Source organism: Kineococcus sp. DHX-1 (assembly GCF_042473625.1).
In the GTDB taxonomy this organism is placed as follows: Bacteria; Actinomycetota; Actinomycetes; order Actinomycetales; family Kineococcaceae; genus Kineococcus.
In genome coordinates this window covers 4276179-4296777 of record NZ_CP170445.1, presented here as the reverse complement: position 1 = coordinate 4296777, position 20599 = coordinate 4276179, and the positions used below count along the sequence as shown (strand labels likewise).

Genomic DNA, 20599 nt, shown 5'->3' with positions numbered 1-20599 from the left:
TAGGGTCGCGGGGTGAGCGAGATCGCGAACCCCGTGCCCCTGTCCGGAGAGCGCGTCGCCCTGGAGCCCCTCACGGCCGCCCACGCCGAGGGCCTGCGGGCCGTCGTCGCCGAGGGGGACCTGCACCGCACCTGGTACACGAGCGTGCCCGCGCCGGAGCAGGTCGACGCCGAGGTCGAGCGGCGGTTGCGGTTGCAGCGCGAGGGGGTGATGTCGCCCTGGGCCGTGCGCCGGCTCGACACCGGTGCCGTCTGCGGCGCCACCACCTACATGAACGTGCAGGCCGACGTGCCGCGGCTGGAGATCGGCTCGACGTTCTACGCGCCGAGCGCCCAGCGGACGGGGATCAACGCCGAGACCAAGCTCCTGCTGCTCACCCGGGCGTTCGAGGACCTGCACTGCATCGCGGTCGAGTTCCGCACGCACTGGCACAACCACCAGTCCCGCACGGCGATCGCGCGGCTCGGCGCCCGCCAGGACGGGGTGCTGCGCAGCCACCAGGTGCTGCCCGACGGTTCCCTGCGCGACACCGTCGTGTTCTCCATCACCGCCGCCGAGTGGCCCGCCGTCCGCACGGACCTGCGGTACCGGCTGGCCCGCGGGGGTGTCCGGTGACCGCCGCGGCACCGGCGCTGGTCCTGCGCGGGCTGTGCAAGCGCTTCGGCGAGAAGGTCGCCGTCGACCACCTCGACCTCGACGTTCCCGCGGGTTCCTTCTACGGCGTCGTCGGACCCAACGGGGCGGGCAAGACGACCACGCTGTCCATGGCGACCGGGTTGCTGCGCCCCGACGCCGGCCGCGCGTTCGTCACCGGCGCCGACGTCTGGGCCGACCCGGTCGGGGCCAAGCGGGCCCTCGGGGTCCTGCCCGACGGGGTCCGGTTGTTCGACCGCCTGTCCGGCCTGGAACTCGTGCGCTACTCGGGCCTGCTGCGGGGCATGCCGCGCGCCGTCGTCGAGGAACGGTCCCGCGAACTCCTCGACGCCCTCGGTCTCACCGAGGCCGGGAACACGCTCGTCGTCGACTACTCCGCGGGCATGACGAAGAAGGTGGCGCTCGCCTGCGCCCTCGTCCACGCGCCCCGCGTCCTCGTCCTCGACGAACCCTTCGAGGCCGTCGACCCCGTGAGCGGGGCGACCATCCGCAGCATCCTCACCGGGTACGTCGGCGGCGGTGGCACGGTCGTCCTGTCCAGCCACGTCATGGACCTCGTCGAACGCCTCTGCACCCACGTCGCCGTCATCGCCGGCGGCCGGGTGCTCGCCGCGGGCGACCTCGCCACCGTCCGCGGGGCGGGAACCCTGGAACAGCGGTTCGTCGACCTCGTCGGCGGGACCCGCGACGTCACCGGGCTGGACTGGTTGCGGTGACCGGCCCGGCCACGGGAGCCCTCCCGACCGCCCAACCCGGCGTCGGGACGTTCGTCCGCCTCAAGCTGACGCTGCTGCGCAACGGGTTCCGGCGCAGTCCCTGGCAGATCGTGGCGTTCGTCCTCGGGGCCGTCTGGGCCGCGGGGGTCGTCGCGCTCGTCGGCGCCGGGCTCGTCGCCCTGCGGTTCAGCGCGACCGACGTGGCCGGGCCGGTCGTCGTCGGCGGGGGAGCGCTCCTCGTCCTCGGCTGGGCCCTCGTCCCGCTCGTGGCGTTCGGCGTCGACGAGACCCTGGACCCCTCGCGGTTCGCGACGTTCGGGGTGCAACGCCGCCGGCTGGTCCCGGGCCTGCTGGTCTCCGGTCTGCTCGGACTCCCGGGCGCCGTCACCGTGCTCCTCGCCGCCGGGGCGGTCGTCACGTTCTCGCGGACCCCGGCCGCCACGGCGTTCGCGGTCCCGGCGCTCGCGGTCACCGCGCTGACCGCCGTGGCCGCCTCACGGATGACGACGACGGCCGCGGCCGCGCTGCTGCGGCGCCGCCGCACGCGGGACGCCCTCGTCGTCCTCGGCGGTCTGCTCCTGGTGTCCTTCGGGCCGCTGTTCAACGTCGTCGTCGGCCGCGCGGGCACCGGGCTGGCCGAGCTGGGCCGCTCCGTCGCGGGGGTCGCCGGCTGGACCCCGCCGGGGTACGGGGTGGCCGCCGCGGCCGACGCGGCCGCCGGGCGCTGGGGCCTGGCCGCGCTGCGGCTGGTGCTGGCGCTGGTCGTCCTCGCGCTCGTCGTCCTCGTCTGGGCCGTCGCCCTCGGCCCGGCCGGGACCGGTCCGGCCGGCCAGGCCGCGGCGTCCGCCCCCGCCGACGAGCGCCGCCACCCGCTCCTGGACCGGCTCCCGGACACCCCGGCGTGGGCGCCCGCGACGGCCGTCGCCATGCGGTGCGCGCGCTACTGGCGCCGGGACCCGCGCTACCTCGTCAGCGCCGCCTCGCTCGTCGTCATCCCGCTGCTCCTCGTCGTGCTGCCGTTGTCCCAGGGCGGCTCGGTCGGTGCGTGGCCCGTGGCCGCGGGCCCCGCGATCGCGTTCGTCATGGGCTGGTCGCTGCACAACGACGTCGCCTACGACCACTCGGCGTTCGCGCTGCACGTCGCGACCGGGCTGCGCGGTCGCGACGACCGGGCGGGCCGCGTGCTCGCGGCCGGGCTGTGGCAACTGCCGCTGCTGGTCGTGGCCTCCGTGGCCGGCTGCCTCGTCGCGGGTCGCGGCGAGCTGGTGCCGGCGGTGCTGGGGGCGAGCCTGGCGCTCTTCGGAGCCTCGCTCGGGGTGTCGTCCGTGGCCAGCGCGCTCGTGCCGTACCCGGCCCCGGCGCCGGGGGCCAACCCGTTCCAGACCCCCAAGGGCGCCTCGGCCGCCACCGTCGGCGTGCAGTTCGGGACGTCGGGCGCGACGACCGTGCTGGCGCTGCCGACGCTCGTGCCCGCCGTCGTCGCGTTCGTCGGACCGTCCTGGGTGGGCTGGATCGCGCTGCCCGTCGGGCTGGTGACGGGGATCGTCCTGCCGTGGGTGGGGATCGTCCAGGGCGGGTCCGTCCTGGACCGCCGCGCCCCCGAGGTGCTGGCGCGGGTCAGCTCCTCGTGAGCGAGCGGGGCTGACGTGGACCGCTCGGTGGTGCCGGTCGCGCTGGCGGTGGTGCTGCTGGCCGGCGTCGCCGTCGGTGTCGGCGCCCTCGGCGGGATCCGGCAGGGGCGGGACGTCGTCACCGCGGTGCTCCGGGCGGTGGTGCAGATCGTCGTCGTGGGACTCGTGCTCGGGCTGGTGCTGCGCACGCCCGCGCTCGCCCCGCTCTACCTGGCCGTGGCCCTCGGGGTGGCGAGCTGGACGTCCGCGCGGCGGCTGCGCACCGGGGCCGTGACCGTGCGGCGGGTGTGGCCGGTGACCGTCCTGGCGATCGGCGCGGGCGCCGGGACCGCGGCCGGCGTCGTCTTCGCGGTGGGGGCCCTGCCACCGCACGTGCTGCAGGTGGTGCCGTTCACCGCGCAGCTGATCGGCGGGTCGATGACCGCCACGACGCTCGCCGGCCGCCGGATGCTCGACGACGTCGACGCGGGCTGGCACGAGGTCGAGGGGTGGCTGGCGATCGGTGCCCGGACCGCCCAGGCGGTCGCACCGCTGGGCCGGACCGCGGCGGCCCGCGCACTCGCCCCGGCGCTGGACCAGACGCGGACGGTGGGGCTCGTGACGCTGCCCGGCGCGTTCGTCGGGTTGCTGCTCGGCGGGGCGAGTCCGTGGGAGGCGGCGCGCGTCCAGCTGCTGGTGCTCGTGGGGCTGCTGGCCGCCGAGACCGTCGCGGTGGTCGTCGTCACGCGGGGGATCGGGGGGTTCCTGCAGGGGCGTCCCGGTGGGCGGAACTAGCCCGCGGAGTTCGTGTCGCAGTCCGGGGACGGCGAAGGGCTCCCACCCCGGACGGGGTGGGAGCCCTTCGCGTGCACTGCCGTCAACAGGTCAGAGCGCGACGACCGACTCGGCCTGCGGACCCTTCTGGCCCTGGGTCACCTCGAACTCCACGCGCTGGTTCTCCTCCAGCGAGCGGTAGCCGTTGCCACCGATGGCCGAGTAGTGGACGAAGACGTCGGGGCCGCCGCCGTCCTGCTCGATGAACCCGTAGCCCTTCTCGGCGTTGAACCACTTGACGGTGCCCTGAGCCATGCTTTCTCCAACACGTTTCCAGTCGGTCAAGCCCCGCGCGTCTGCGGGACTCGGGCTGAGTGGAACGCCACGCCGGACCGGTCACCCGGCCGGCGCGACGCCCGCAACACACTCCGCGGGCGTTCAGAACGATCGAGGAGCTGCGGTGAGCTGCAGCCGTGGGGAAGCTAACACGCAAGGTGCAACCGTGCGCAAGACCTTCACGCGCCTTGATCACCTGTGGAGCAGTGGTGCCCCTCACCCGCGCCCGAGCGTGTCGACGGCCAGCACGACGCACGCCGCCGTCCACCCCAGGGGCGCCGGACCGGCCGGGGCACCGTCCGGCAGCACCTTCTCCGGCAGGCTCCCCCAGTCGGTGAGGTGGGCTCCGAACCACGTCAGCCAGGCGTCCGCCTGCGCGGTGCGCCCGCACGCCGCCTCGGCCAGCGCGACGAGCGCCGTCTCCGGCGTCCAGGACAAGGCGTCCTTCCGCCGCCACCCGGCCCCCGGCGCCAGTCCGCCGGCCGGTTGGCGCGCGAGCACCTGGTACGCGTCGAGGGCCTGCAGGACGTCGTGGTCCGCGCGCGCTGCGAACGGCGGGAGGCAGAACGTCACGGCGGCGTCCACCCCGTCACCGCGCCCTCCGCCGTAGCGGGTCCAGCCCGCCGGCGCGAAGCGCTCGCGGACCAGGCCGGCGAGGGTCCCGGCCGCGCCCGACACCGTCCGCGCCCGGCGTCGGTCCCGCAGCCGGGACAGCACCGCCGCCCCCGCGCGCAGACCGGCGACCAGCGGCGCGACCGCGCCCAGGGTCAGGCTCCGTTCGCTCAGCTCCCAGTAGTCCGGGGACGGGTCGGGCAACCGCGTGCCGCCCGCCGTCCGGTCGAGGGTGAACTCCACGGCCCGGTCCAGCAGGTCCCGGTGCTCCTGCGCCCGGTCGCGCGCCGACGCGGCGTCGGGGTCGGCGTCCAGCGCCGCGCGCAGCGCCCACAGCGACCAGCCGGCCCCGTCGACCTGACGCCGGCGGTCGTCGGGGGTGCCCCGCCCGTCGAGCCGGTAGCGGGCCTCGAACCCCCCGTCCGGCAGCTGGACGCGGGCCAGGAACCGCAGGATCCGGTCGGCGTCGTCGAGGTGCCCCGTGCGGGCCAGCGCGGCGGCCGCGAACGCCGAGTCGCGCGGCCAGGCGTACGCCCAGGACGGCGCCGGACCGGCCGCGACGGCCCCGTCCGGGCCCGTCAGCGCGCGCAGGTCGAGCAGCGCCCGCCGCACGAGGCCTCCGTGCGGGCCGGCGGCGCCGGGGACCCGGCCCGTGGCCAGCCAGGCCGACTCCGCGCGCGGATCGGCGTCGTACCAGTCGGGTCCGGACAGGAGCCGGGGCAGGGGGGCGGCTTCGGTGCGGTCCGGCAGCAGCGTCGCGCCCGCCGTCCCGACCCCGAGCACGGAGGCACCCCCGGCCGCCAGCAGCCACCGTCGTCGCACCCCGCACCTCCTCGTGTCGTCCTCCTCCGACCGTAACCCGCGCTCGAACGGGCCGTGGAGGAGTTGCGCGTTCCCGCCCCGCTCAGGCCCGGAACGCCGCGACGGCCGCCGCCGTCTCCTCCGCGATCAGGTCGGCGTTCACCGCGGCCCCGGCCATGAGCCCCGCGGCCGCGGCGGTGACGACCTGCGCCTGCGGGTCGGTGACGTTGCCCGCCAGGTGCACGCCCGGCACGCTCGTCGCACCGCCGGGACCGGAGGGGTAGCGGTCCCCGACCTCCACGTCCCCCAGCACGACGGGTTCCCGCACGATGCCGAGGTCGTCCAGCACGGGGGAGGAGACGCGCACGGGGGCGGCGACGACGAGCACCTCGCGGTCGACGACGGTGCCGTCCGCCAGACGGACGCCCCGCACCCGCCCGTCGGCGGACAGGACCTCGCGGACCTCGCCGTCGACGATCCGCGTGCCGCGGGCCAGGAGTTCCGCACGGCGGTCGGCCGTCAGCGGGGGAGCGGTGTGCGAGAAGTACACGAGGTCGGCGCTCCACTGGCGGAACAACCAGGCCTGGTGGCCCGACAGGGCCGACGTGGCGAGGACCCCGATCGCGCGGTCGGCGACCTCGTACCCGTGGCAGTAGGGGCAGTGGACGACGTCACCTCCCCAGTGCTCGCGCAGGCCCGGGACGTCGGGCAGGTCGTCGACGAGTCCGGTGGCGACGACGAGGCGGCGGGCGTGGAACTCCCCGGCGGAGCCGACGACGGTGAACGAGCCGTCGGCGTTCCGGGTCGCACCGGTCGCGGTGGCCGCCACGACCGTCCCGCCGTAGCGGCGGACCTCCTCGGAACCGCTGCGCTGCAACTCGAACGGGCCGATGCCGTCGCGGGTCAGGAAGTTGTGGACGCCGTGCGCGGGGGCGTTCCGGGGGTTCTGCGCGTCGAGCACGGTCACGCGCCGCCGGGCGCGGCCGAGGGCGACGGCGGCGGACAGGCCGGCGGCGCCACCGCCGACGACGAGGACGTCGAGCAGGTCGGGGTTCGGGTCTCGGAGCATGGCAGGAGGGTCACCCGTCGGAGTTCTCGACGACCAGCCCGCTTGCCGGTCCGGCAAAGACGGGGTCGGATGTCCGGTGTGACCGGAAGACTCGGGGACGTGGCGGAGGACGAGGTCTCGGCGGTCGTCGCCGCGGTGGGGCCGCGGCTGCGGCGGTTGCGGACGGACGCCGGTCGCACGCTCGCCGAGGTCGGCGCGGCGACGGGGATCTCCGTGAGCACCCTGTCGCGGCTGGAGTCGGGCGGCCGGAAGGTGACCCTGGAACTCCTGCTGCCGCTGTCCGAGCACTTCGAGGTGGGCCTCGACGAACTCGTGCGCCCCGCGCGTCCGGTGTCCCGGACCGCGCGGCGGACGGTGCACCGGGGGATGACGTACCTGCCGCTGACGGCCGCCCCCGGCGGGTTGCGGGCCTACAAGCAGGTGCTGGACCCCGGCGCGGGGGAGGAGTCGGACGAGCAGAACGTCCACGAGGGGTACGAGTGGATCTACGTCATGGCGGGACGGTTGCGCATGCGCCTCGGGGACGACGACTTCGTCGTGACGGCGGGGGAGGCGGCCGAGTTCGACACCCGGCTGCCCCACCGCGTCAGCAACCCCGGCAGGGTCCCGACGGAGTGCCTCGTGCTGTTCGGCCGGCAGGGGGAACGGATGCACGTGCGGGCGCGGCCCCGCGCCCCGCGCGTCAGGTCGCGGTGAGTTCCCGGACGACGACCGCGCTCAACGGCCGGTCGGCGTAGAGCAGGCGCACGGCGGCCGGATCGGGGTTCCCCGCATCGGGCCCCTGCCACACGAGGTGCAGGCCGGCGCGTTCGGCCGCGGCCTTGGACCGGACGTTGTGCTCCAGCAGGTAGGCCGTGACGGGGACGTCGAACCGCACCCGCCGGGCCGCGGCGACGGCAGCGCGGATGAGTTCCTGCGCGTACCCCTGGCCCCACGACGCCCGGGCCAGCCGGTAGCCGAGGTTCCACGCCAGGCCGAGTCGCAGGTCGCAACCCCCCGTCCCCACGAGGACCCCGTCCCCGTCGCGCGCCACCCAGCTGCCCAATCCCACGAGCTGCCAGCTCTCGTCGATCGCGTCCAGGAGCCCGCGCGTCGTCGCGGGGTCGGTGTGCCGACGGCTGGGGAAGTGCTCCCACACCGCCGGGTCGGAGTACAGGGTGAAGACGTCGTCGAGGTCGGCCGGCACCGGCCGGGTCAGGACGAGCCGTTCGGTGCGGACGTTCTCCTCGCTCACCCCCCCACCCTGCCACCCCGGCGGTCCCGCGTGGAAAACACTCTTTCCGCCGTTCCGGGCGGCTCGTCAGGGCCGGAAGCACGACCTCCGCCGTTCCGGGGACCGCCCCGCGTGCCCGGACGCACTCCCCGGAGCACACTGGAACAGTTGCTCGAGGACACGGGAGGACGACATGCGCACTGTGCGCACGCGGGGACTCGCTCTGGCGTCCCTGGCCGCTGTGGTCGTGGTGACGGGATGTTCGGACACCGCGTCCGTCAGCGCAGGGCCGGAGACGACGAGCGCGGCGCCGGCGAGCTCCGCCCCGTCGAGCTCTGCCCCGGTGAGCTCAGCCCCGTCGAGCGCTGCCGCCACCCGGTCCGCGGGACCCACCGCGGGGGTTCCCGACGGAGCCGGCACCGCGACGACGGTCGACCTCGACGGGGACGGGCGACCGGACACGGTCTGGCTCGCCGACGACGACGAGGGCCACCGCACCCTCGGTGTCACGACCACGGCGCACGGGACGGTCTTCACCGCCTTCACGTCGGCCGCGCCGCAGGCCGCGTCGGCGACGGCCGCCGTCCTCGCGTCCGGTGCCCCGGTGGTGTTCCTGGACACGGGGCGCTCGGTCGAGCTGTACGTCTACCGCGTCGAGGGTCCGAGCCTCGGCGTCGTCCGCGGCGTCACGGGCGACCCGTACTCGTTCAGCCTGGGGTTCACGGACCACGGGACGGGCCTGACGTGCCAGTCCGAGGCGGACGGTCTGCACCTGTTCGGGGAGAACGCCGTCGCGGGTTCCGGGGGCACGTTCACCGTCACCCGGACCGAGGTGACCGTGAGCGCCGAGCACTCCGTGGCGCAGAACGGCGACCGGACGACGGTGGGCACCGGGTTGGCCGCCGACGACCCGCGGGTGCAGGCCGCACGGGGGACGACGTGCGGGGACGGCGGGGTCGCGCGCGAACCGCAGTGACCTCGCGCCGACGGGTCAGCGGAACCGGCGGCCCTGGTCCCGGCGGATCGCCCACACGGCCACGGCGCCGAACACGACGGCCCAGCCCACGAGGACGGGAACCACGCGGGTCCCGACGTCGAGTCCCGTGACGGCGCTGGTCACCAGGTCGCGTCCGGCGCGGGTCGGGGTCCAGACGGAGAGGGACTGCAACCAGTCCGGCATCGTCTCCGGTGGCAGGAACAACCCGCCGGCGAACGCCAGGGGGAGCAGCACGACCTGCGCCAGCGCCAGGGCGGCCTTGGCGGGCAGCGAGTAGCCGATCGCCAACCCCAGCGCCAGCAACGGGACGCCCGCGGCGAGCAGCGCGACGAGGCCTTCGAGGAACCGGCCCACGGTCACTGTCGCGTCGGTGAGCAGCGCCGAGAGCGCGACGAGCGGCACCAGGCCGAGGAGGGTGAAGAACGCCCCCATGAGGACGCGTGCGAGGAACCGTGGCGCGGCGCCGACGGGCAGGGTGCGCAAGTGCGTGTCCCAGGGCAGCGCACGGTCCTCGGCGATCCCCGCACCGTGGGTGAACAGGGCCGTGCTCATGGCCGAGAAGACCGCGAGCTGCGCCGTCGCGGCGGTCGCGGCCAGCGGGCTCATCGATCCGGCCTGCGGCACGACGAAGACCGTGAAGATGAGGGCGGGGAAGACGGCCGTGCTGACGACGACGACCGGAACCCGCAGGGTTTCGAGCACCTGGTAGCGGGTGTGCAACCAGGTGAGCCGCGCGGGGCCGACGGTGCGCGTCACCGGGGGACGTCCCCCGGTGTCACCGTCCTGGAAGTGAGGGCCAGGAACGCCTCCTCGAGCGAGGCCGTCGCCACCTCCAGGTCCCGGAAGGCGACGTCGCGGCGCACGAGGTCGCGGACGAGACCGTCGGCGTCGGGGGCGAGGAGTTCGACGCGGTCGCCGTCGCGGACGAGGACCTCCACCTCGACCAGCAGGTCGTCCGGCACGGAGTCGGCGCGGAACCGGACGCGGCGCACCTCGGTGCGGCCGCGGACCTCCTCCACCGTCCCCGACTCCAGGACCCGGCCGCGGTCCACGACGACCACGCGGTGGGCGAGCGCCTCGACCTCCTCGAGGTGGTGCGAGGTCAGCAGCAGCGTGCCGCCGTCGGCGACGAACCCGCGGACGGCCTCCCACAGGGACAACCGGGCCGGCACGTCGAGTCCCGTCGTCGGTTCGTCGAGGAGCACGACCCGGGGTCGGCCGACGAAGGCGAGTGCCACGGCGACCCGTCGTTGCTGACCGCCGGACAGGCCGCCGCACTGCCGGCCGGCGAGGTCGGTCAGCCCGAACCGTTCCAGCAGTTCGGGTCGCGGCACGGGATCGCGGTGGTGGCCCGCTGCGAAGTCCACGACCTCGCGGACCTTGAGGGTCTGTGGCAGTCCGGTGGCCTGCGGGGTGACGCCGATCCGCGTGCGGGCGCCCGGCTCGCGGGGATCGCTTCCCGCCACGCGGACCGTGCCGCGGTCCGGGCGGCGCAGGCCGGCCAGCAACGACAGCAGCGTCGACTTCCCCGCGCCGTTCGGGCCGAGGACGCCCACGGCCTCCCCGGCCTCGACGTCGAGGCTGACGTCGTCGAGCGCGGTGACGGGCCCGAACGTGCGCGTGACGTGGTCGACCTCGACGACGGCTGCAGGCACGGCCCCACCCTGCCCCGGGGGCGGTGGTCGGACAACCGCGGTGGGGACGGGAAGCACACCTCGCGCCCGTGGAGGCCCCTCGGAAGGACGCGAGGCGTGCTTCCCGCCGTTCAGGGGCGGGCGTAGCGGCGGCGGAACTTCTCCACGCGACCCTCGGTGTCCAGGACGCGGGCGGTCCCGGTCCAGAACGGGTGGCTGGCGGCGGAGACGTCGACGTCCCACACCGGGTACGTGCGACCGTCCTCCCACTCCACCGTGGGCAGGTCGCGCGTGACGATCGTCGACCGGGTGAGGAACGCCGTGCCGGCGGACTTGTCGCGGAAGACGACGGCCTCGTAGACGGGGTGGATGGCGGGTCGCACGGGATCTCCTGGGGCTCTTGTCGGGAATGGTTGTCAGTAGCGGTAGTGTTGCACAGACCGTACGGCGACCAGGAGGAGATGACGTGTCGGCTCGATGCCAGGTGACGGGCGCGGAACCCGGGTTCGGGAAGTCCGTCTCCCACTCGCACCGCCGGACCAACCGGCGCTGGGACCCCAACCTCCAGCGCAAGAAGTACTTCGTGCCCTCGTTGGGGCGCACGGTCACGTTGACCGTGTCGGCACGGGGCATCAAGACCATCGACCAGCGCGGCATCGAGTCCGTGGTGGCGCAGATCCGAGCGCGAGGGGAGCGCATCTGATGGCGAGGACCGCCGACGTCCGTCCGGTGATCAAGCTGAGGTCGACCGCGGGGACGGGGTACACGTACGTGACCCGCAAGAACCGCCGGAACGACCCCGACCGCATGGTCATCCGGAAGTACGACCCCGTCGCACGCAAGCACGTCGACTTCCGCGAGGAGCGCTGATGGCCAAGACCTCGAAGATCGCGCGCAACGAGCAGCGGCGCGCCGTCGTCGAGCGCTGGGCGGAGCGCCGGGCCGAGCTGAAGCGCGCGGTGGCGAACCCGCACCTGCCGGCGGAGGAGCGCGCTGCGGCCCAGCTCGCGCTGCAGAAGCTGCCGCGGGACGCGAGCCCGACGCGGCTGCGCAACCGCGACGCCGCCGACGGCCGGCCCCGGGGTTTCCTCCGGAAGTTCGGCATCTCCCGCGTCCGCCTGCGGGAGATGGCGCACGCCGGGGAACTGCCCGGCGTCACGAAGTCCAGCTGGTGAAACCGTCCGGAGGGGTGTCGCGGTGAAGGTCGTCAAGTCCCTGAAGTCCCTGAAGCAGAAGGACGGGTCCATCGTCGTCCGGCGCCACGGGAAGGTGTTCGTCGTGAACAAGCGGAACCCCCGCTGGAAGGCCCGTCAGGGCTGACACGATGTCGGGGTGAGCACCCCCGACCTGCCCGTGGCCCTGCACGAGGAACCGCCCGGCGGACCTGCCGGGCGGTTCCTGCGCACCGCGTTCTGGGCCGAGGCGGCCGCCGTCACCGGTCTCCCGCTGGGGGACGGGGCGCCCGCCTCCGACCTCGTCGACCTCGTCGCACCGCACGGTGCGTTCGTCGTGGCGGGGGACCGACTGGGCTGCGTCGGGGTGCGGACCCTGCCGGACGGCACGGCCGAGGTGAAGCGCCTCTTCGTCACCCCCGGGGCCCGGGGTACCGGACTCGGCCGGCGGCTCCTCACGTGGTGCGAGGACTGGGCCCGTGCCCGCGACGCCACGGGTCTGGTGCTCGACACGCACGGCGCGTTGACCGCCGCCCGCGCGCTCTACCTGTCCGCGGGTTTCCGCGAGGTCGAGCGGTACAACGACAACCCGCACGCTCAGCTCTGGTTCGCCAAGGAGCTGTGACGTCCGCCGGCGCGGGCCGGGCTCAGCCGTCGAAATCGCTCCAGCTGACCACCAGGCCGCGCTCGCGGGCGTAGGCGATCTCGCGGCGGGTCGCCTCGCCTTCGGCCCCCCGCGCGCCGACGACACGCACCTCGTCAGCGAGATCGATCCGCCGCAGGTGCAGCTCGCCCAGGTCTCGCCGCCGGGCGGGTGTCAGTTCCCCCTCGACGTCCTCGGGGGAGAGTACGACGACTCCCCGGGCGGTCAGGCGCCGGCGTTCGGCGGTGAACTGGTCGGGGAAGCGGAGTGAGCCGCACAGGCACACGACCCGGGGTCGGGCTCTGGTGCTGGTGCTCCCCGGCGCTGCCGGCCTCCTCAGGACGGCAGCCACCCGGTCACGCAACAACCCGAAGGCCCTCTCACCCGGGCTGTCGACGTTCCGCCTCCCGGTGACCCGGCGCGGGTCGACGAGGCGCTCGTCCGGGGTGAACTGGTCCGCGGTCAGGTCCAGCTCGACACCCGCCGCGGTGACGTTCCAGTAGTGGACGCCGTTGCGGCGGCCTGCGTGCTCGACGTCGGCGACCACGAGGTCCCCGCCGAGGAGTTCCTGGACGACGAGAGCCGTCGGCCCGCACTGACCCCGGGAGGCTCGTCCGTCGCCGCGTGCGAGGTACTCGGGGGACGCGAAGGTCGTGTCGTCGTCCCACGACGAGCGCAGTGCCGACTCGATGGCGTTGAGGGTCGTGCGCACCCCGACATCGTGCCGGACCCGCGGGCTTGACCGGTCACTGCGCGACGTTCCGACACGCCCACGGCCCCGGAACGTCGTGGAACGCACCGCAGTGGCGGGCGTAGCGTCGGTCACGTGCAGGCGTCACAGCGGGACCGCGCCGTCGCGGCGGCGACGGAGGTGGCCACGTCCCTCGGGCTGGTCGTCCACGACGCCGTCGTCCTCCACGACTCCAACGCCCTGACGCTGCGGCTGCTGCCGTGCGACGTGGTGGCGCGCGTCTCGGAGCGGGGCGTGGAACAGGCCCAGCGCGAACTCGACCTGGCGGCCACCGTGGCGCCCGTGGCGCCGGTCGCCGCGCCGGATCCGCGGGTCCCGTCGCGGGCGCACGTGCGGGGCGGTGTCGTCGTCACGTTCTGGGCGCACGAGGAGAACTCCGGGGAGCTCCCGGCGCCGGCCGACTACGCGCGCGGTCTCCTCCTGCTGCACCGGGGGATGCGCAGCCCCGACCTGACGCTGGACGCGCCGAGGTTCACCGGTCGCGTGGACGCGGCCCGGACCCTGCTGCTCGACCGCACGCGGACGCCGGACGCGCCCGACGACGTTCGTGGCACGTTGCTCGACGCCCTGGCCGGCGCGGTCGCGACGATCGACCGGGCCGGGCGCCCAGAACAACTCCTGCACGGGGAACCCCACCCCGGCAACGTCCTGTCGACCCCCGCCGGGCTCCGGTTCGTCGACTGGGAGACGTGCTGCCGCGGGCCGGTGGAACTCGACGTCGCCCACGCCCCGGACGAGGTCGCGCAGCACTACCCGGGGTTGGACCCCGCCGTCCTGCACGCCTGCCGGATCGTCGTGCACGCCCTCATCGTGACGTGGCGGTGGGACCGCGACGACCGGTTGCCGGACCGGGAACGGCTCGCGCGCGTCTGGTTCGCCGAACTGCAAGCGCTCCTGGACGACCCGCCCCACGGCTGACCCGCCTCACGCGCTGGTGCGGCCGCCGTCGACGAACCACTCGGCACCGCGGACGAACGCGGAGGCGTCGGAGGCCAGGAACACCGCGGCCGCGGCGATCTCGTCGGGTTCCCCGAGCCGCCCGGCCGGCAGGGCGCTGCCCAGCGAGGCGGCGAACTCCTCCTGCTGCTCCTCGGGCACGAGGCCGAGCAGGCCCGGCGTGCGGGTCGGGCCGGGGCTCAGCACGTTCACGCGGAACCCGTTCGCGGGGGCGTTGAGCGTCCAGCTGCGTGCGAGGGAGCGCACCGCGGCCTTGCTCGCTCCGTAGACCTCCAGGCCCGGATCGGGGCGGACCGATGCGGTCGACCCCGTGAGGATGACCGAGGCCCCGGGCGAGAGCAGGGGCACCGCTTTCTGCACGGAGAAGACCGTGCCCTTGACGTTGGTCGAGAACGTCGCGTCGAACTGTTCCTCGGTGATGGCGCCGAGCACCTGGGGTTCGGTGCCGCCGGCGTTCGCGACGAGGACGTCGATGCGCCCGGCCCGCTCCCGGACGACCTCGTACAGGTCGTCGAGGTCGGACAGGACCGCGACGTCGGCGCGCACCCCCACGGCCCGCGGTCCGAGGTCGGCCGCCGCCGCGTCCACCTGCGCCTGCCGGCGCCCGGTGACGAACACCCGCGCCCCCTCGGCGACGAACCGGCGTGCGATGGCCAGCCCGATCCCGCTCGTTCCCCCGGTGACCACAGCCACCTTGCCGTCCAGCGTCCCGCTCATCGTCGTCCTCCCGTCGTGTCGACCCACCCGATCTGGAATGGATCGTCCACAACGTAGGACGTTCTGGACCCGACCGTCAAGAACGGTTAGGCTGCGGGCATGGCCAGGCCGAGGGAGTTCGACGAGGCGAGCGCGCTGACCAGCGCTCGTGACCAGTTCTGGGCGACGGGGTTCGCCGGGACGAGCATGGACGCGATCGCGAGCGCCACGGGCCTGGGCAAGGGCAGCCTCTACGGGGCGTTCGGGGGGAAGCGTGAACTGTTCCGCCGCGTGTTCGACGACTACTGCGCCGCCGCAGTCGGATCCGCGGCCGAGCGGCTGGACGGTGGTGACGACGGCGCGCTGGAACGGCTGACCGGGTACCTGCTCGAGCACGCCACGTCCAGCGCGGAACCGGGACACCGGGCCTGCCTGCTCGCCAAGGGCACAGCCGAGCTCGCGGAGCACGACGACGTCGTCGCCGCCCGCTCGCGCGAGGCGTTCGACGGGTTGCGCAGCGCCTTCGCCGCCGAACTCGAACGGTGCCGGCGACACGGCGATCTGAGCCCCGACACGGACGTGGAGCAGGTGGCGGGTCTCCTCGTGACGGTCCACCGCGGCATCGAGGCCCTCGGGGAGGCGGGCACCGACGCGGCCACCCTTCGCGGCGTCGCGCAGTCGGCCCTGGACCTGCTGCCGCGCCCCGCGCCCCGCAGGCGCCGGTCCGCCGCGCCGCGGGACTGACCGGCACCAGGGCGGGCTCACTCCACCGCGGCGGCCCACCCTCCCGGGTCGGCGGGCCCCGGCACCGCGCACAGACCGATCCACAGCACGAGCAGTTCCAGCCACGCCCGTTCCGCCGTCCCGAGCGGTCGCACCGACGCGTACCCGGCCACCAGCGCCGTGCGGGCCACCGGCGGCGTGGGTCGCCAGGCGCGGAACCGGGTCGCGAGGTAGACGCTCGCCTGCGCCAGGTCCTCGACGGGGTGGGCGCGGTGGGCGTCGTCGAGGTCGAGGACACCGACGACGCGGCCGTCCCGGGTCAGGAGGTTCGCCGCGCGGAAGTCCCCGTGCACCACCTGAGGCGCCCCCGGAAGTTCGGGTGCGCGCGAGAGGAGCTGGGCGAGTCGGCGGGAGGCGTCGGGGACGTGACCGGGATCGGCCCCCGTGAGCCAGGCCCCGACGCGGTCGCGCAGGGTTCCGGCGGCCCTCGGCGGCACGTCCGTCGGCGAGTCGGCGAGCGCCGCGTGAGTGCGGGCCAGCCACGCTCCCGCGTCGTGGACGGCGCCGGCGTCCGAGACGTCGAGCCAGCCGCCCGCCAGCTCCGGGAAGACCCCCGTGGACAGCTCGCCCACGGGACCGGAGGCCCGGACGCGGAACTCCTGGTCGCGCGTGCGCAGCGGTGCGGCGACGGGGATGCCCGCGCGGGCCAGGTGGTCGAGGGCGGCGGTCGTGGCGTCGAGTCGCGCGAAGCGGTCCGTCGCGCAGGAGAACTTCACGACGAGCGGCTCGCCCCGGTCGGGTGCGACCCACACGACCGCGTTGTCCCCGCTGAGGACCAGGCGCGAGCAGGAACGGACGGACAGCCCCCAGGTGCGGCCGAGCAGGTCGGCGATCCAGCCGCCCGCCTCGTCGAGGTCGGCGAAGCCGAACCGTCCCTGCAGGGCCCCGGCCGCGTCGACGTCCTCCCACAGCATCGACAACCCCGGCGGCAGCACGTCGCGACCGTAGCGGGGCGGCCCGGCCGGCGGTGTGCAGGAACCGTGCGGGGCGGGTAGGAACTCCTCGTGCGCATCGACCTCACGGGCAGGACGGCCCTCGTCACCGGTTCCAGTTCGGGCATCGGCCTCGCCATCGCGCAGGGCCTCGCGCGGTGCGGGGCGGAGGTGGTGCTGACCGGCCGTGACCCCGGCCGTCTCGAGGCCGCGGCCGCCACGGTCGAGGGCGCGGCCCGCACCGTCGCGGGTGACGTCACGACGGAGGCGGGCCACGCCGAGCTCGTCGCCGCAGTCCCGACCGTCGACGTCCTCGTCAACAACCTCGGCATCTTCGGGTCGGCCGACCCGCTGGAGATCGACGACGACGAGTGGCGTCGCTACTTCGAGGTGAACGTCCTCACCGCGGTGCGCCTGACGCGGCACTACCTGCCGGGCATGACGTCGGGTGGCTGGGGCCGGGTGCTCTACACCTCCAGCGACTCCGCCGTCGTCACCCCGGCCGAGATGATCCACTACGGCGTCTCCAAGACCGCGCTCCTCGGCGTGCACCGGGGTTTCGCCAAGGCCGTCGCGGGCACCGGGGTCACGGTGAACAGCGTCCTGGCCGGGCCGACCCACACCGGTGGGGTGGAGGACTTCGTCCGCGAGCTCGTCGGCGACGGCCCGTGGGAGGAGGCGCAGCGGGAGTTCATGACGCGGTACCGCCCGCAGTCGTTGCTGCAGCGGCTCATCGAACCCGAGGAGATCGCGAACATGGTCTGCTACCTCGCCTCCCCGCTGGCCTCGGCGACGACGGGAGCCGCCGTCCGGGTGGACGGCGGCTACGTCGACGCGATCCTGCCCTGAGGCCCGGCAGGAACCGGGATCAGAGCCGGCGCGCGAGATCCTGCGCGGCCTCGCGCGCGGCCGCGAACTCGGCGTCGGCGCGCTCGCGCAGGTCGGCGAGGTCCGCGAGCCGGTCGGCGAGCGTCGCGCTCGTCTGGACGACGTGGACGTCCATGGCGAGGGAGGCGCCGAGGATGATCTGCAGGACGGGCACGCCGTGGTCCCAGCCCTCGGTCGGGCTGCCCGCGTCGTAGGTCGCGCCGCGGGAGCTCACGACGACGGCGGGGCGGCCCGCGAGCGGCTGGGACCCCTCGCCGGCCAGCGCACCCGGGATGTGGACGTGGTCGAGCCACACCTTCAGCGTCGAGGGCACCGTGTAGTTGTAGAGCGGCGCGCCCACGAGCAGGACGTCCGCGGCCAGGAGCTCGGAGTGGATCTGCGCCGTCAGGGCGTCCTGGTCGGCCGGGACCTGCGCCCCGGGCAGTCGGTCGGCCGCGGGCCAGTGCTGCTCGTTCGTGGCGAAGTGCGGGAGCGGGTCGCGGTGCAGGTCGCGGTGGGTCACCGTGAACTCGGCCCCGCGACCGGTCCAGGCCTGCGCGAAGGCCGCCGTGAGGGCGCGCGACCGCGACGTCGCGAGGTCGGCGGAGGAGTCCAGGTGCAACAGGTGCGGCATGGGCGAAGGCTACCCAGCGCCCCCGCCCCGGCGGTGCCGCAGGCTCAGACGACCTCGGCGACGACCGGGCGCGGTGTCTCGACCCGGGCCGGGGGACGGCGCACCCGTGCCACGACCCGGCACGCGAGGTAGATCGTGAAGGACACGGTCGTGACGTAGGGGCTGATGGGCACCGACGACCCCAGCGCCAGGAGCATCCCGCCCACCATCGCGGTCAGCGCGAAACCCACGGACAGCAGCGGCACGACGAACGGGGAGGAACTGATCCGCGTCGCGGCCGCGGCCGGCGTCACGAGCAGGGCCAGCACGAGCAGGGCGCCCACGATCTGCACGCTCATCGCGACGGCGAGCCCGAGGACGAGCATGAACACCGGCGACAGCAGGCGGACGGGAACACCCCGCGCGGCGGCGACGTCGGCGTCGAGGGAGGCGAACAGCAGCGGTCGCCACATGACGAGCAGGGCCACCAGGACGACGGCGGACAGGACGGCCAGCGACACGAGCTGCGGGTTGTCGACCGCGACGATCTGCCCGGTCAGCAGGCCGAACTTGTTCGCGGCCCGCCCCTGGTACAGCGCCAGGAACAGCACCCCCAGGCCCAGGCCGAACGGCATGAGCACCCCGATGGCGGAGTTGTGCTCGCGCGCGCGGTTCCCCAGGACCCCGAACAGCACCGCGGCCAGCACCGACCCCACGAGGGAGCCGAGGACGACGTTCACCCCGATGAGCAGGGCGAACGCGGCCCCCGCGAAGCTGAGTTCGGCGATGCCGTGGACGGCGAACGGCAGGTCGCGGGCGACGATGAAGACGCCCACGAGACCGCCGATGAGGCCGAGCAGGGCCCCCGCGTAGAGGGAGTTGTGCACGAGGGCCAGCAGCGCCCCGTAGTCGGAGAAGTCGAAGATCCGGTCCCACGCGATGGCACCGGGCAGGGCAGTGGGGAGCGCGCTGTGCATCAGGAGGCCTCCTCGTGGTCGTGGGCGTGCGGGTGCTCGCTGGGGGCCGCGCCCCCGGCGACGAGCACACGCCCACCCGAGCGGAGCACCTCGACGGGCGAGCCGTACAGCTCCGACAGCGTCGCGGAGTTCATGACGGCGTCGGGCGGGCCGACGCGGAACCGGCCGCCGGCCAGGTAGAGCACCCGGTCGGCGTAGGGCAGGACGGGGTTCACGTCGTGCGTCACGAAGACGACGGCCGCGCCCGTGCGCACCCGGGATTCGTGGAACAGGGCGCTGACGGCGGCGGCGTGGTTCAGGTCCAGGGACAGCAGGGGTTCGTCGGCCAGCAGCAGGGCGGGATCACCGACGATGCTCTGCGCGACCCGCAGCCGCTGCTGCTCCCCGCCGGACAACCGGCCCACGGGGGAGTCGGCGTAGGCGGTGGCGCCGACGGCCTCCAGCACGCGGTCGACGCTCGCGCGGGTGCGCCGCGACGGCAGCAGCGGACCCCAGCGGTGGCCGTCGAGGCCGAGGCGGACGAAGTCGCGGGCGCGCAGCGGCGTGGCGGGGTCGAGGCCCTTCTGCTGCGGGACGTAGCCGATGCGCCGGTTCCCTCGCTGGACCGGACGGCCCGCGACCTCCACCGTGCCGCGTTCCAGGGGCTGCTGGCCGAGGACGACCTTGAGCAGGCTGGACTTGCCGGCGCCGTTGGCGCCGAGGACGGCGATGAACTCGCCGGGGGCCACGTCGAGGTCGAGGCCGGACCAGAGCCGGCGGTCGCCGTAGGCCAGCGATGCGCCGCTCAGGCGGAGGGCGGGGGTCCCCGACCTCACTTCCCGCTCAGCGCCGCGGTGATCGCGTCGGCGTTCCCGGTCATCCACGTCGTGTAGTCCTTGCCCTCGGGGAGCGTCTCGGTCACCGGCACCACCGCGATGCCGTTGCTCTTGGCGGCGTCGAGGACCTTCTCGGTCTGCGGGCCGGTCGTCTGCTCGTTGTAGACCAGCGCCTGGACCTGGTGTCCGCTGAAGAGTGCCAGGGTCTCCTGGAGCACGTCGACCGGGACGTCGGTCTCCTCCTCGATGGCCTCGGAGAACTTCTCCGGCGTCCTGTTCTCGGCGCCGAGCGCCTCGAGCAGGTACCCCGGGACCGGTTCGGTGATCGCGACGGCCTTGCCCTGCGTCGAGGCCCTGTCCGTCTCGATCTTCTGCTCGAGGGTGTCCAGGCCGCTCTCGAAGCTCTTGAGGTTCGCCTCGAAGGTGGCGGCGTCGTCGGGGGCGGCCTTCGCGAGGGAGGCCTCGATCTCCTGGGCGACCTTGCGGACGGTCTCGACGTCGTACCAGACGTGCTCGTTGAGCTCCTCGCCCGCGGCGGCCTGCTTGCCGGAGATGTCCACGGCGTTCAAGACGGTGGCCTTGGCGGAGGCCGCCTTCAGCATGGTGTCGACGAAGTCGTCGTAGCCGCCGCCGTTCTCCACGACGAGGGTCGCCTTGGACAGCTCCAGCTGCGTGCGCGTGTTCGCCTCGTAGCTGTGCGGGTCGGCGCTGGGGTCGCTGATGATCGACGTGACGGTCGCGTCGTCGCCCGCGATGGAGCTCGCGACCGAGCCCCAGACGTTGGTCGAGGCGACGATGCTCAGGCCGGTGCCGCCGCTGGCGGAGGCGGCGGCCGGCGACGCGCTGTCGGTGCCGCCGCCGCAGGCGGCCAGGGCGATGGTGGCGGTCAGGGCGGAGGCGAGGGCGAGGGTCGAACGGCGCGACGGCATGCGACGGCTTCCTGACGATGGGAACGGTTCGCAACAACTGTACGCCTG

General features: G+C 74.5%; 28 protein-coding genes. 14 read left to right on the top strand and 14 right to left on the bottom strand.

Features of this window, described 5'->3' with window-relative positions; all coding sequences use genetic code 11:
* Window positions 1-12 precede the first annotated feature (12 nt).
* From ACFEMC_RS20635 to ACFEMC_RS20620, 4 genes are read left to right on the top strand one after another with little or no spacing between them, the layout of a single operon-like run.
* Window positions 13-615, top strand: coding sequence for a GNAT family N-acetyltransferase (locus ACFEMC_RS20635; RefSeq protein WP_380171389.1), 603 nt, complete (start codon window positions 13-15; stop codon window positions 613-615).
* Complete coding sequence (locus ACFEMC_RS20630; RefSeq protein WP_380171387.1) at window positions 612-1370, top strand: ABC transporter ATP-binding protein; 759 nt, start codon at window positions 612-614, stop codon at window positions 1368-1370. The genes ACFEMC_RS20635 and ACFEMC_RS20630 overlap by 4 nt, the downstream gene beginning before the upstream one ends.
* Window positions 1367-3001 carry a transporter gene (locus tag ACFEMC_RS20625; protein ID WP_380171385.1) on the top strand — a complete coding sequence of 545 codons (1635 nt, stop codon included), beginning with the start codon at window positions 1367-1369 and terminating at the stop codon, window positions 2999-3001. The genes ACFEMC_RS20630 and ACFEMC_RS20625 overlap by 4 nt, the downstream gene beginning before the upstream one ends.
* A 15-nt stretch (window positions 3002-3016) precedes the next feature.
* On the top strand, window positions 3017-3775 hold the full coding sequence (locus ACFEMC_RS20620; protein WP_380171383.1) for an ABC transporter permease: 759 nt from the start codon (window positions 3017-3019) through the stop codon (window positions 3773-3775).
* A 90-nt stretch (window positions 3776-3865) separates the two neighbouring features.
* On the opposite strand, the gene ACFEMC_RS20615 is transcribed toward ACFEMC_RS20620, so the two are convergent.
* The 3 genes from ACFEMC_RS20615 to ACFEMC_RS20605 form a co-directional block, all read right to left on the bottom strand.
* Window positions 3866-4069: a cold-shock protein gene (locus ACFEMC_RS20615; protein ID WP_367637021.1), complete on the bottom strand. Its 204-nt coding sequence runs from the start codon at window positions 4067-4069 to the stop codon at window positions 3866-3868.
* Window positions 4070-4306: 237 nt separating this feature from the next.
* Complete coding sequence (locus ACFEMC_RS20610) at window positions 4307-5524, bottom strand: glycoside hydrolase family 15 protein (protein ID WP_380171380.1); 1218 nt, start codon at window positions 5522-5524, stop codon at window positions 4307-4309.
* Window positions 5525-5606: 82 nt separating this feature from the next.
* Window positions 5607-6572 (bottom strand): NAD(P)/FAD-dependent oxidoreductase, encoded by a 966-nt coding sequence (locus ACFEMC_RS20605; protein ID WP_380171378.1) that lies wholly within the window; start codon window positions 6570-6572, stop codon window positions 5607-5609.
* A 69-nt stretch (window positions 6573-6641) separates the two neighbouring features.
* Here ACFEMC_RS20605 and ACFEMC_RS20600 point away from each other — a divergent pair, with 69 nt between their 5' ends.
* Window positions 6642-7268, top strand: a complete 627-nt coding sequence (locus ACFEMC_RS20600; protein WP_380171376.1) for a helix-turn-helix domain-containing protein — start codon at window positions 6642-6644, stop codon at window positions 7266-7268.
* Here the strand turns inward: ACFEMC_RS20600 and ACFEMC_RS20595 are convergent.
* A complete protein-coding gene (locus ACFEMC_RS20595) occupies window positions 7255-7806 on the bottom strand; it encodes a GNAT family N-acetyltransferase (RefSeq protein WP_380171374.1) in 552 nt (183 codons plus the stop codon). The genes ACFEMC_RS20600 and ACFEMC_RS20595 overlap by 14 nt on opposite strands.
* Before the next feature lie 322 nt (window positions 7807-8128).
* Between ACFEMC_RS20595 and ACFEMC_RS20590 the strand changes: the two genes are divergently transcribed.
* On the top strand, window positions 8129-8761 hold the full coding sequence (locus ACFEMC_RS20590; protein WP_380171372.1) for a hypothetical protein: 633 nt from the start codon (window positions 8129-8131) through the stop codon (window positions 8759-8761).
* Between the two features lie 15 nt (window positions 8762-8776).
* Here the strand turns inward: ACFEMC_RS20590 and ACFEMC_RS20585 are convergent, their stop codons facing one another.
* The 3 genes from ACFEMC_RS20585 to ACFEMC_RS20575 form a co-directional block, all read right to left on the bottom strand.
* Window positions 8777-9538, bottom strand: a complete 762-nt coding sequence (locus ACFEMC_RS20585) for an ABC transporter permease (RefSeq protein ID WP_380171370.1) — start codon at window positions 9536-9538, stop codon at window positions 8777-8779.
* Window positions 9535-10437, bottom strand: coding sequence for an ABC transporter ATP-binding protein (locus tag ACFEMC_RS20580; protein WP_380171368.1), 903 nt, complete (start codon window positions 10435-10437; stop codon window positions 9535-9537). Before ACFEMC_RS20580 ends, ACFEMC_RS20585 begins: the two co-directional genes overlap by 4 nt.
* A gap of 110 nt (window positions 10438-10547) precedes the next feature.
* The gene (locus ACFEMC_RS20575) at window positions 10548-10799 is read right to left on the bottom strand and encodes a type B 50S ribosomal protein L31 (RefSeq protein WP_380171366.1); all 252 of its coding nucleotides are present in this window, start codon (window positions 10797-10799) and stop codon (window positions 10548-10550) included.
* 83 nt (window positions 10800-10882) lie between these two features.
* On the opposite strand from ACFEMC_RS20575, the gene rpmB reads away from it, so the two are divergent.
* From rpmB to ACFEMC_RS20550, 5 genes are read left to right on the top strand one after another with little or no spacing between them, the layout of a single operon-like run.
* Window positions 10883-11119: a 50S ribosomal protein L28 gene (gene rpmB / locus ACFEMC_RS20570; protein WP_367637036.1), complete on the top strand. Its 237-nt coding sequence runs from the start codon at window positions 10883-10885 to the stop codon at window positions 11117-11119.
* Window positions 11119-11286, top strand: a complete 168-nt coding sequence (rpmG, locus tag ACFEMC_RS20565; RefSeq protein ID WP_370439644.1) for a 50S ribosomal protein L33 — start codon at window positions 11119-11121, stop codon at window positions 11284-11286. The genes rpmB and rpmG overlap by 1 nt, the downstream gene beginning before the upstream one ends.
* Window positions 11286-11591 (top strand): 30S ribosomal protein S14, encoded by a 306-nt coding sequence (rpsN, locus tag ACFEMC_RS20560; RefSeq protein WP_380171360.1) that lies wholly within the window; start codon window positions 11286-11288, stop codon window positions 11589-11591. Before rpmG ends, rpsN begins: the two co-directional genes overlap by 1 nt.
* A gap of 22 nt (window positions 11592-11613) precedes the next feature.
* A complete protein-coding gene (ykgO, locus tag ACFEMC_RS20555; RefSeq protein WP_380171358.1) occupies window positions 11614-11736 on the top strand; it encodes a type B 50S ribosomal protein L36 in 123 nt (40 codons plus the stop codon).
* A 12-nt stretch (window positions 11737-11748) separates the two neighbouring features.
* Window positions 11749-12213, top strand: coding sequence for a GNAT family N-acetyltransferase (locus ACFEMC_RS20550; protein WP_380171356.1), 465 nt, complete (start codon window positions 11749-11751; stop codon window positions 12211-12213).
* Between the two features lie 22 nt (window positions 12214-12235).
* Here ACFEMC_RS20550 and ACFEMC_RS20545 read toward each other — a convergent pair whose 3' ends face one another.
* Window positions 12236-12943 (bottom strand): hypothetical protein, encoded by a 708-nt coding sequence (locus tag ACFEMC_RS20545; RefSeq protein ID WP_380171354.1) that lies wholly within the window; start codon window positions 12941-12943, stop codon window positions 12236-12238.
* A 114-nt stretch (window positions 12944-13057) separates the two neighbouring features.
* Between ACFEMC_RS20545 and ACFEMC_RS20540 the strand changes: the two genes are divergently transcribed.
* Window positions 13058-13900: a phosphotransferase family protein gene (locus ACFEMC_RS20540; RefSeq protein ID WP_380171352.1), complete on the top strand. Its 843-nt coding sequence runs from the start codon at window positions 13058-13060 to the stop codon at window positions 13898-13900.
* Between the two features lie 6 nt (window positions 13901-13906).
* On the opposite strand, the gene ACFEMC_RS20535 is transcribed toward ACFEMC_RS20540, so the two are convergent.
* Window positions 13907-14656 carry an SDR family NAD(P)-dependent oxidoreductase gene (locus tag ACFEMC_RS20535; RefSeq protein ID WP_380171350.1) on the bottom strand — a complete coding sequence of 250 codons (750 nt, stop codon included), beginning with the start codon at window positions 14654-14656 and terminating at the stop codon, window positions 13907-13909.
* Window positions 14657-14755: 99 nt separating this feature from the next.
* On the opposite strand from ACFEMC_RS20535, the gene ACFEMC_RS20530 reads away from it, so the two are divergent.
* The gene (locus ACFEMC_RS20530; protein ID WP_380171348.1) at window positions 14756-15379 is read left to right on the top strand and encodes a TetR/AcrR family transcriptional regulator; all 624 of its coding nucleotides are present in this window, start codon (window positions 14756-14758) and stop codon (window positions 15377-15379) included.
* A 17-nt stretch (window positions 15380-15396) separates the two neighbouring features.
* Here ACFEMC_RS20530 and ACFEMC_RS20525 read toward each other — a convergent pair whose 3' ends face one another.
* Window positions 15397-16353, bottom strand: a complete 957-nt coding sequence (locus ACFEMC_RS20525) for a phosphotransferase enzyme family protein (RefSeq protein WP_380171346.1) — start codon at window positions 16351-16353, stop codon at window positions 15397-15399.
* A gap of 69 nt (window positions 16354-16422) precedes the next feature.
* On the opposite strand from ACFEMC_RS20525, the gene ACFEMC_RS20520 reads away from it, so the two are divergent.
* Window positions 16423-17199: an SDR family NAD(P)-dependent oxidoreductase gene (locus ACFEMC_RS20520; protein WP_380171344.1), complete on the top strand. Its 777-nt coding sequence runs from the start codon at window positions 16423-16425 to the stop codon at window positions 17197-17199.
* 19 nt (window positions 17200-17218) lie between these two features.
* Here the strand turns inward: ACFEMC_RS20520 and ACFEMC_RS20515 are convergent, their stop codons facing one another.
* Genes ACFEMC_RS20515 through ACFEMC_RS20500 form a run of 4 tightly spaced genes read right to left on the bottom strand, consistent with a single transcriptional unit; the run spans window position 17219 to window position 20551 of the window.
* Window positions 17219-17851, bottom strand: a complete 633-nt coding sequence (locus ACFEMC_RS20515; protein WP_380171342.1) for an FMN-dependent NADH-azoreductase — start codon at window positions 17849-17851, stop codon at window positions 17219-17221.
* Window positions 17852-17895: 44 nt separating this feature from the next.
* Window positions 17896-18807 (bottom strand): metal ABC transporter permease, encoded by a 912-nt coding sequence (locus ACFEMC_RS20510; RefSeq protein WP_380171340.1) that lies wholly within the window; start codon window positions 18805-18807, stop codon window positions 17896-17898.
* Entirely contained in the window at window positions 18807-19622 is an 816-nt protein-coding gene (locus tag ACFEMC_RS20505; protein WP_380171338.1) for a metal ABC transporter ATP-binding protein, read from the bottom strand. Before ACFEMC_RS20505 ends, ACFEMC_RS20510 begins: the two co-directional genes overlap by 1 nt.
* The gene (locus ACFEMC_RS20500) at window positions 19619-20551 is read right to left on the bottom strand and encodes a metal ABC transporter solute-binding protein, Zn/Mn family (protein WP_380171336.1); all 933 of its coding nucleotides are present in this window, start codon (window positions 20549-20551) and stop codon (window positions 19619-19621) included. Before ACFEMC_RS20500 ends, ACFEMC_RS20505 begins: the two co-directional genes overlap by 4 nt.
* Window positions 20552-20599 lie beyond the last annotated feature (48 nt).

Coding starts and splice junctions, on each gene's coding strand:
- ACFEMC_RS20510 (WP_380171340.1), bottom strand. CDS start 18,807: ATGCACAGCGCGCTCCCCACTGCCCTGCCCGGTGCCATCGCGTGGGAC.
- rpmG (WP_370439644.1), top strand. CDS start 11,119: ATGGCGAGGACCGCCGACGTCCGTCCGGTGATCAAGCTGAGGTCGACC.
- ACFEMC_RS20515 (WP_380171342.1), bottom strand. CDS start 17,851: ATGCCGCACCTGTTGCACCTGGACTCCTCCGCCGACCTCGCGACGTCG.
- rpsN (WP_380171360.1), top strand. CDS start 11,286: ATGGCCAAGACCTCGAAGATCGCGCGCAACGAGCAGCGGCGCGCCGTC.
- ACFEMC_RS20600 (WP_380171376.1), top strand. CDS start 6,642: ATGTCCGGTGTGACCGGAAGACTCGGGGACGTGGCGGAGGACGAGGTC.
- ACFEMC_RS20535 (WP_380171350.1), bottom strand. CDS start 14,656: ATGAGCGGGACGCTGGACGGCAAGGTGGCTGTGGTCACCGGGGGAACG.
- ACFEMC_RS20500 (WP_380171336.1), bottom strand. CDS start 20,551: ATGCCGTCGCGCCGTTCGACCCTCGCCCTCGCCTCCGCCCTGACCGCC.
- ACFEMC_RS20530 (WP_380171348.1), top strand. CDS start 14,756: ATGGCCAGGCCGAGGGAGTTCGACGAGGCGAGCGCGCTGACCAGCGCT.
- ACFEMC_RS20615 (WP_367637021.1), bottom strand. CDS start 4,069: ATGGCTCAGGGCACCGTCAAGTGGTTCAACGCCGAGAAGGGCTACGGG.
- ACFEMC_RS20605 (WP_380171378.1), bottom strand. CDS start 6,572: ATGCTCCGAGACCCGAACCCCGACCTGCTCGACGTCCTCGTCGTCGGC.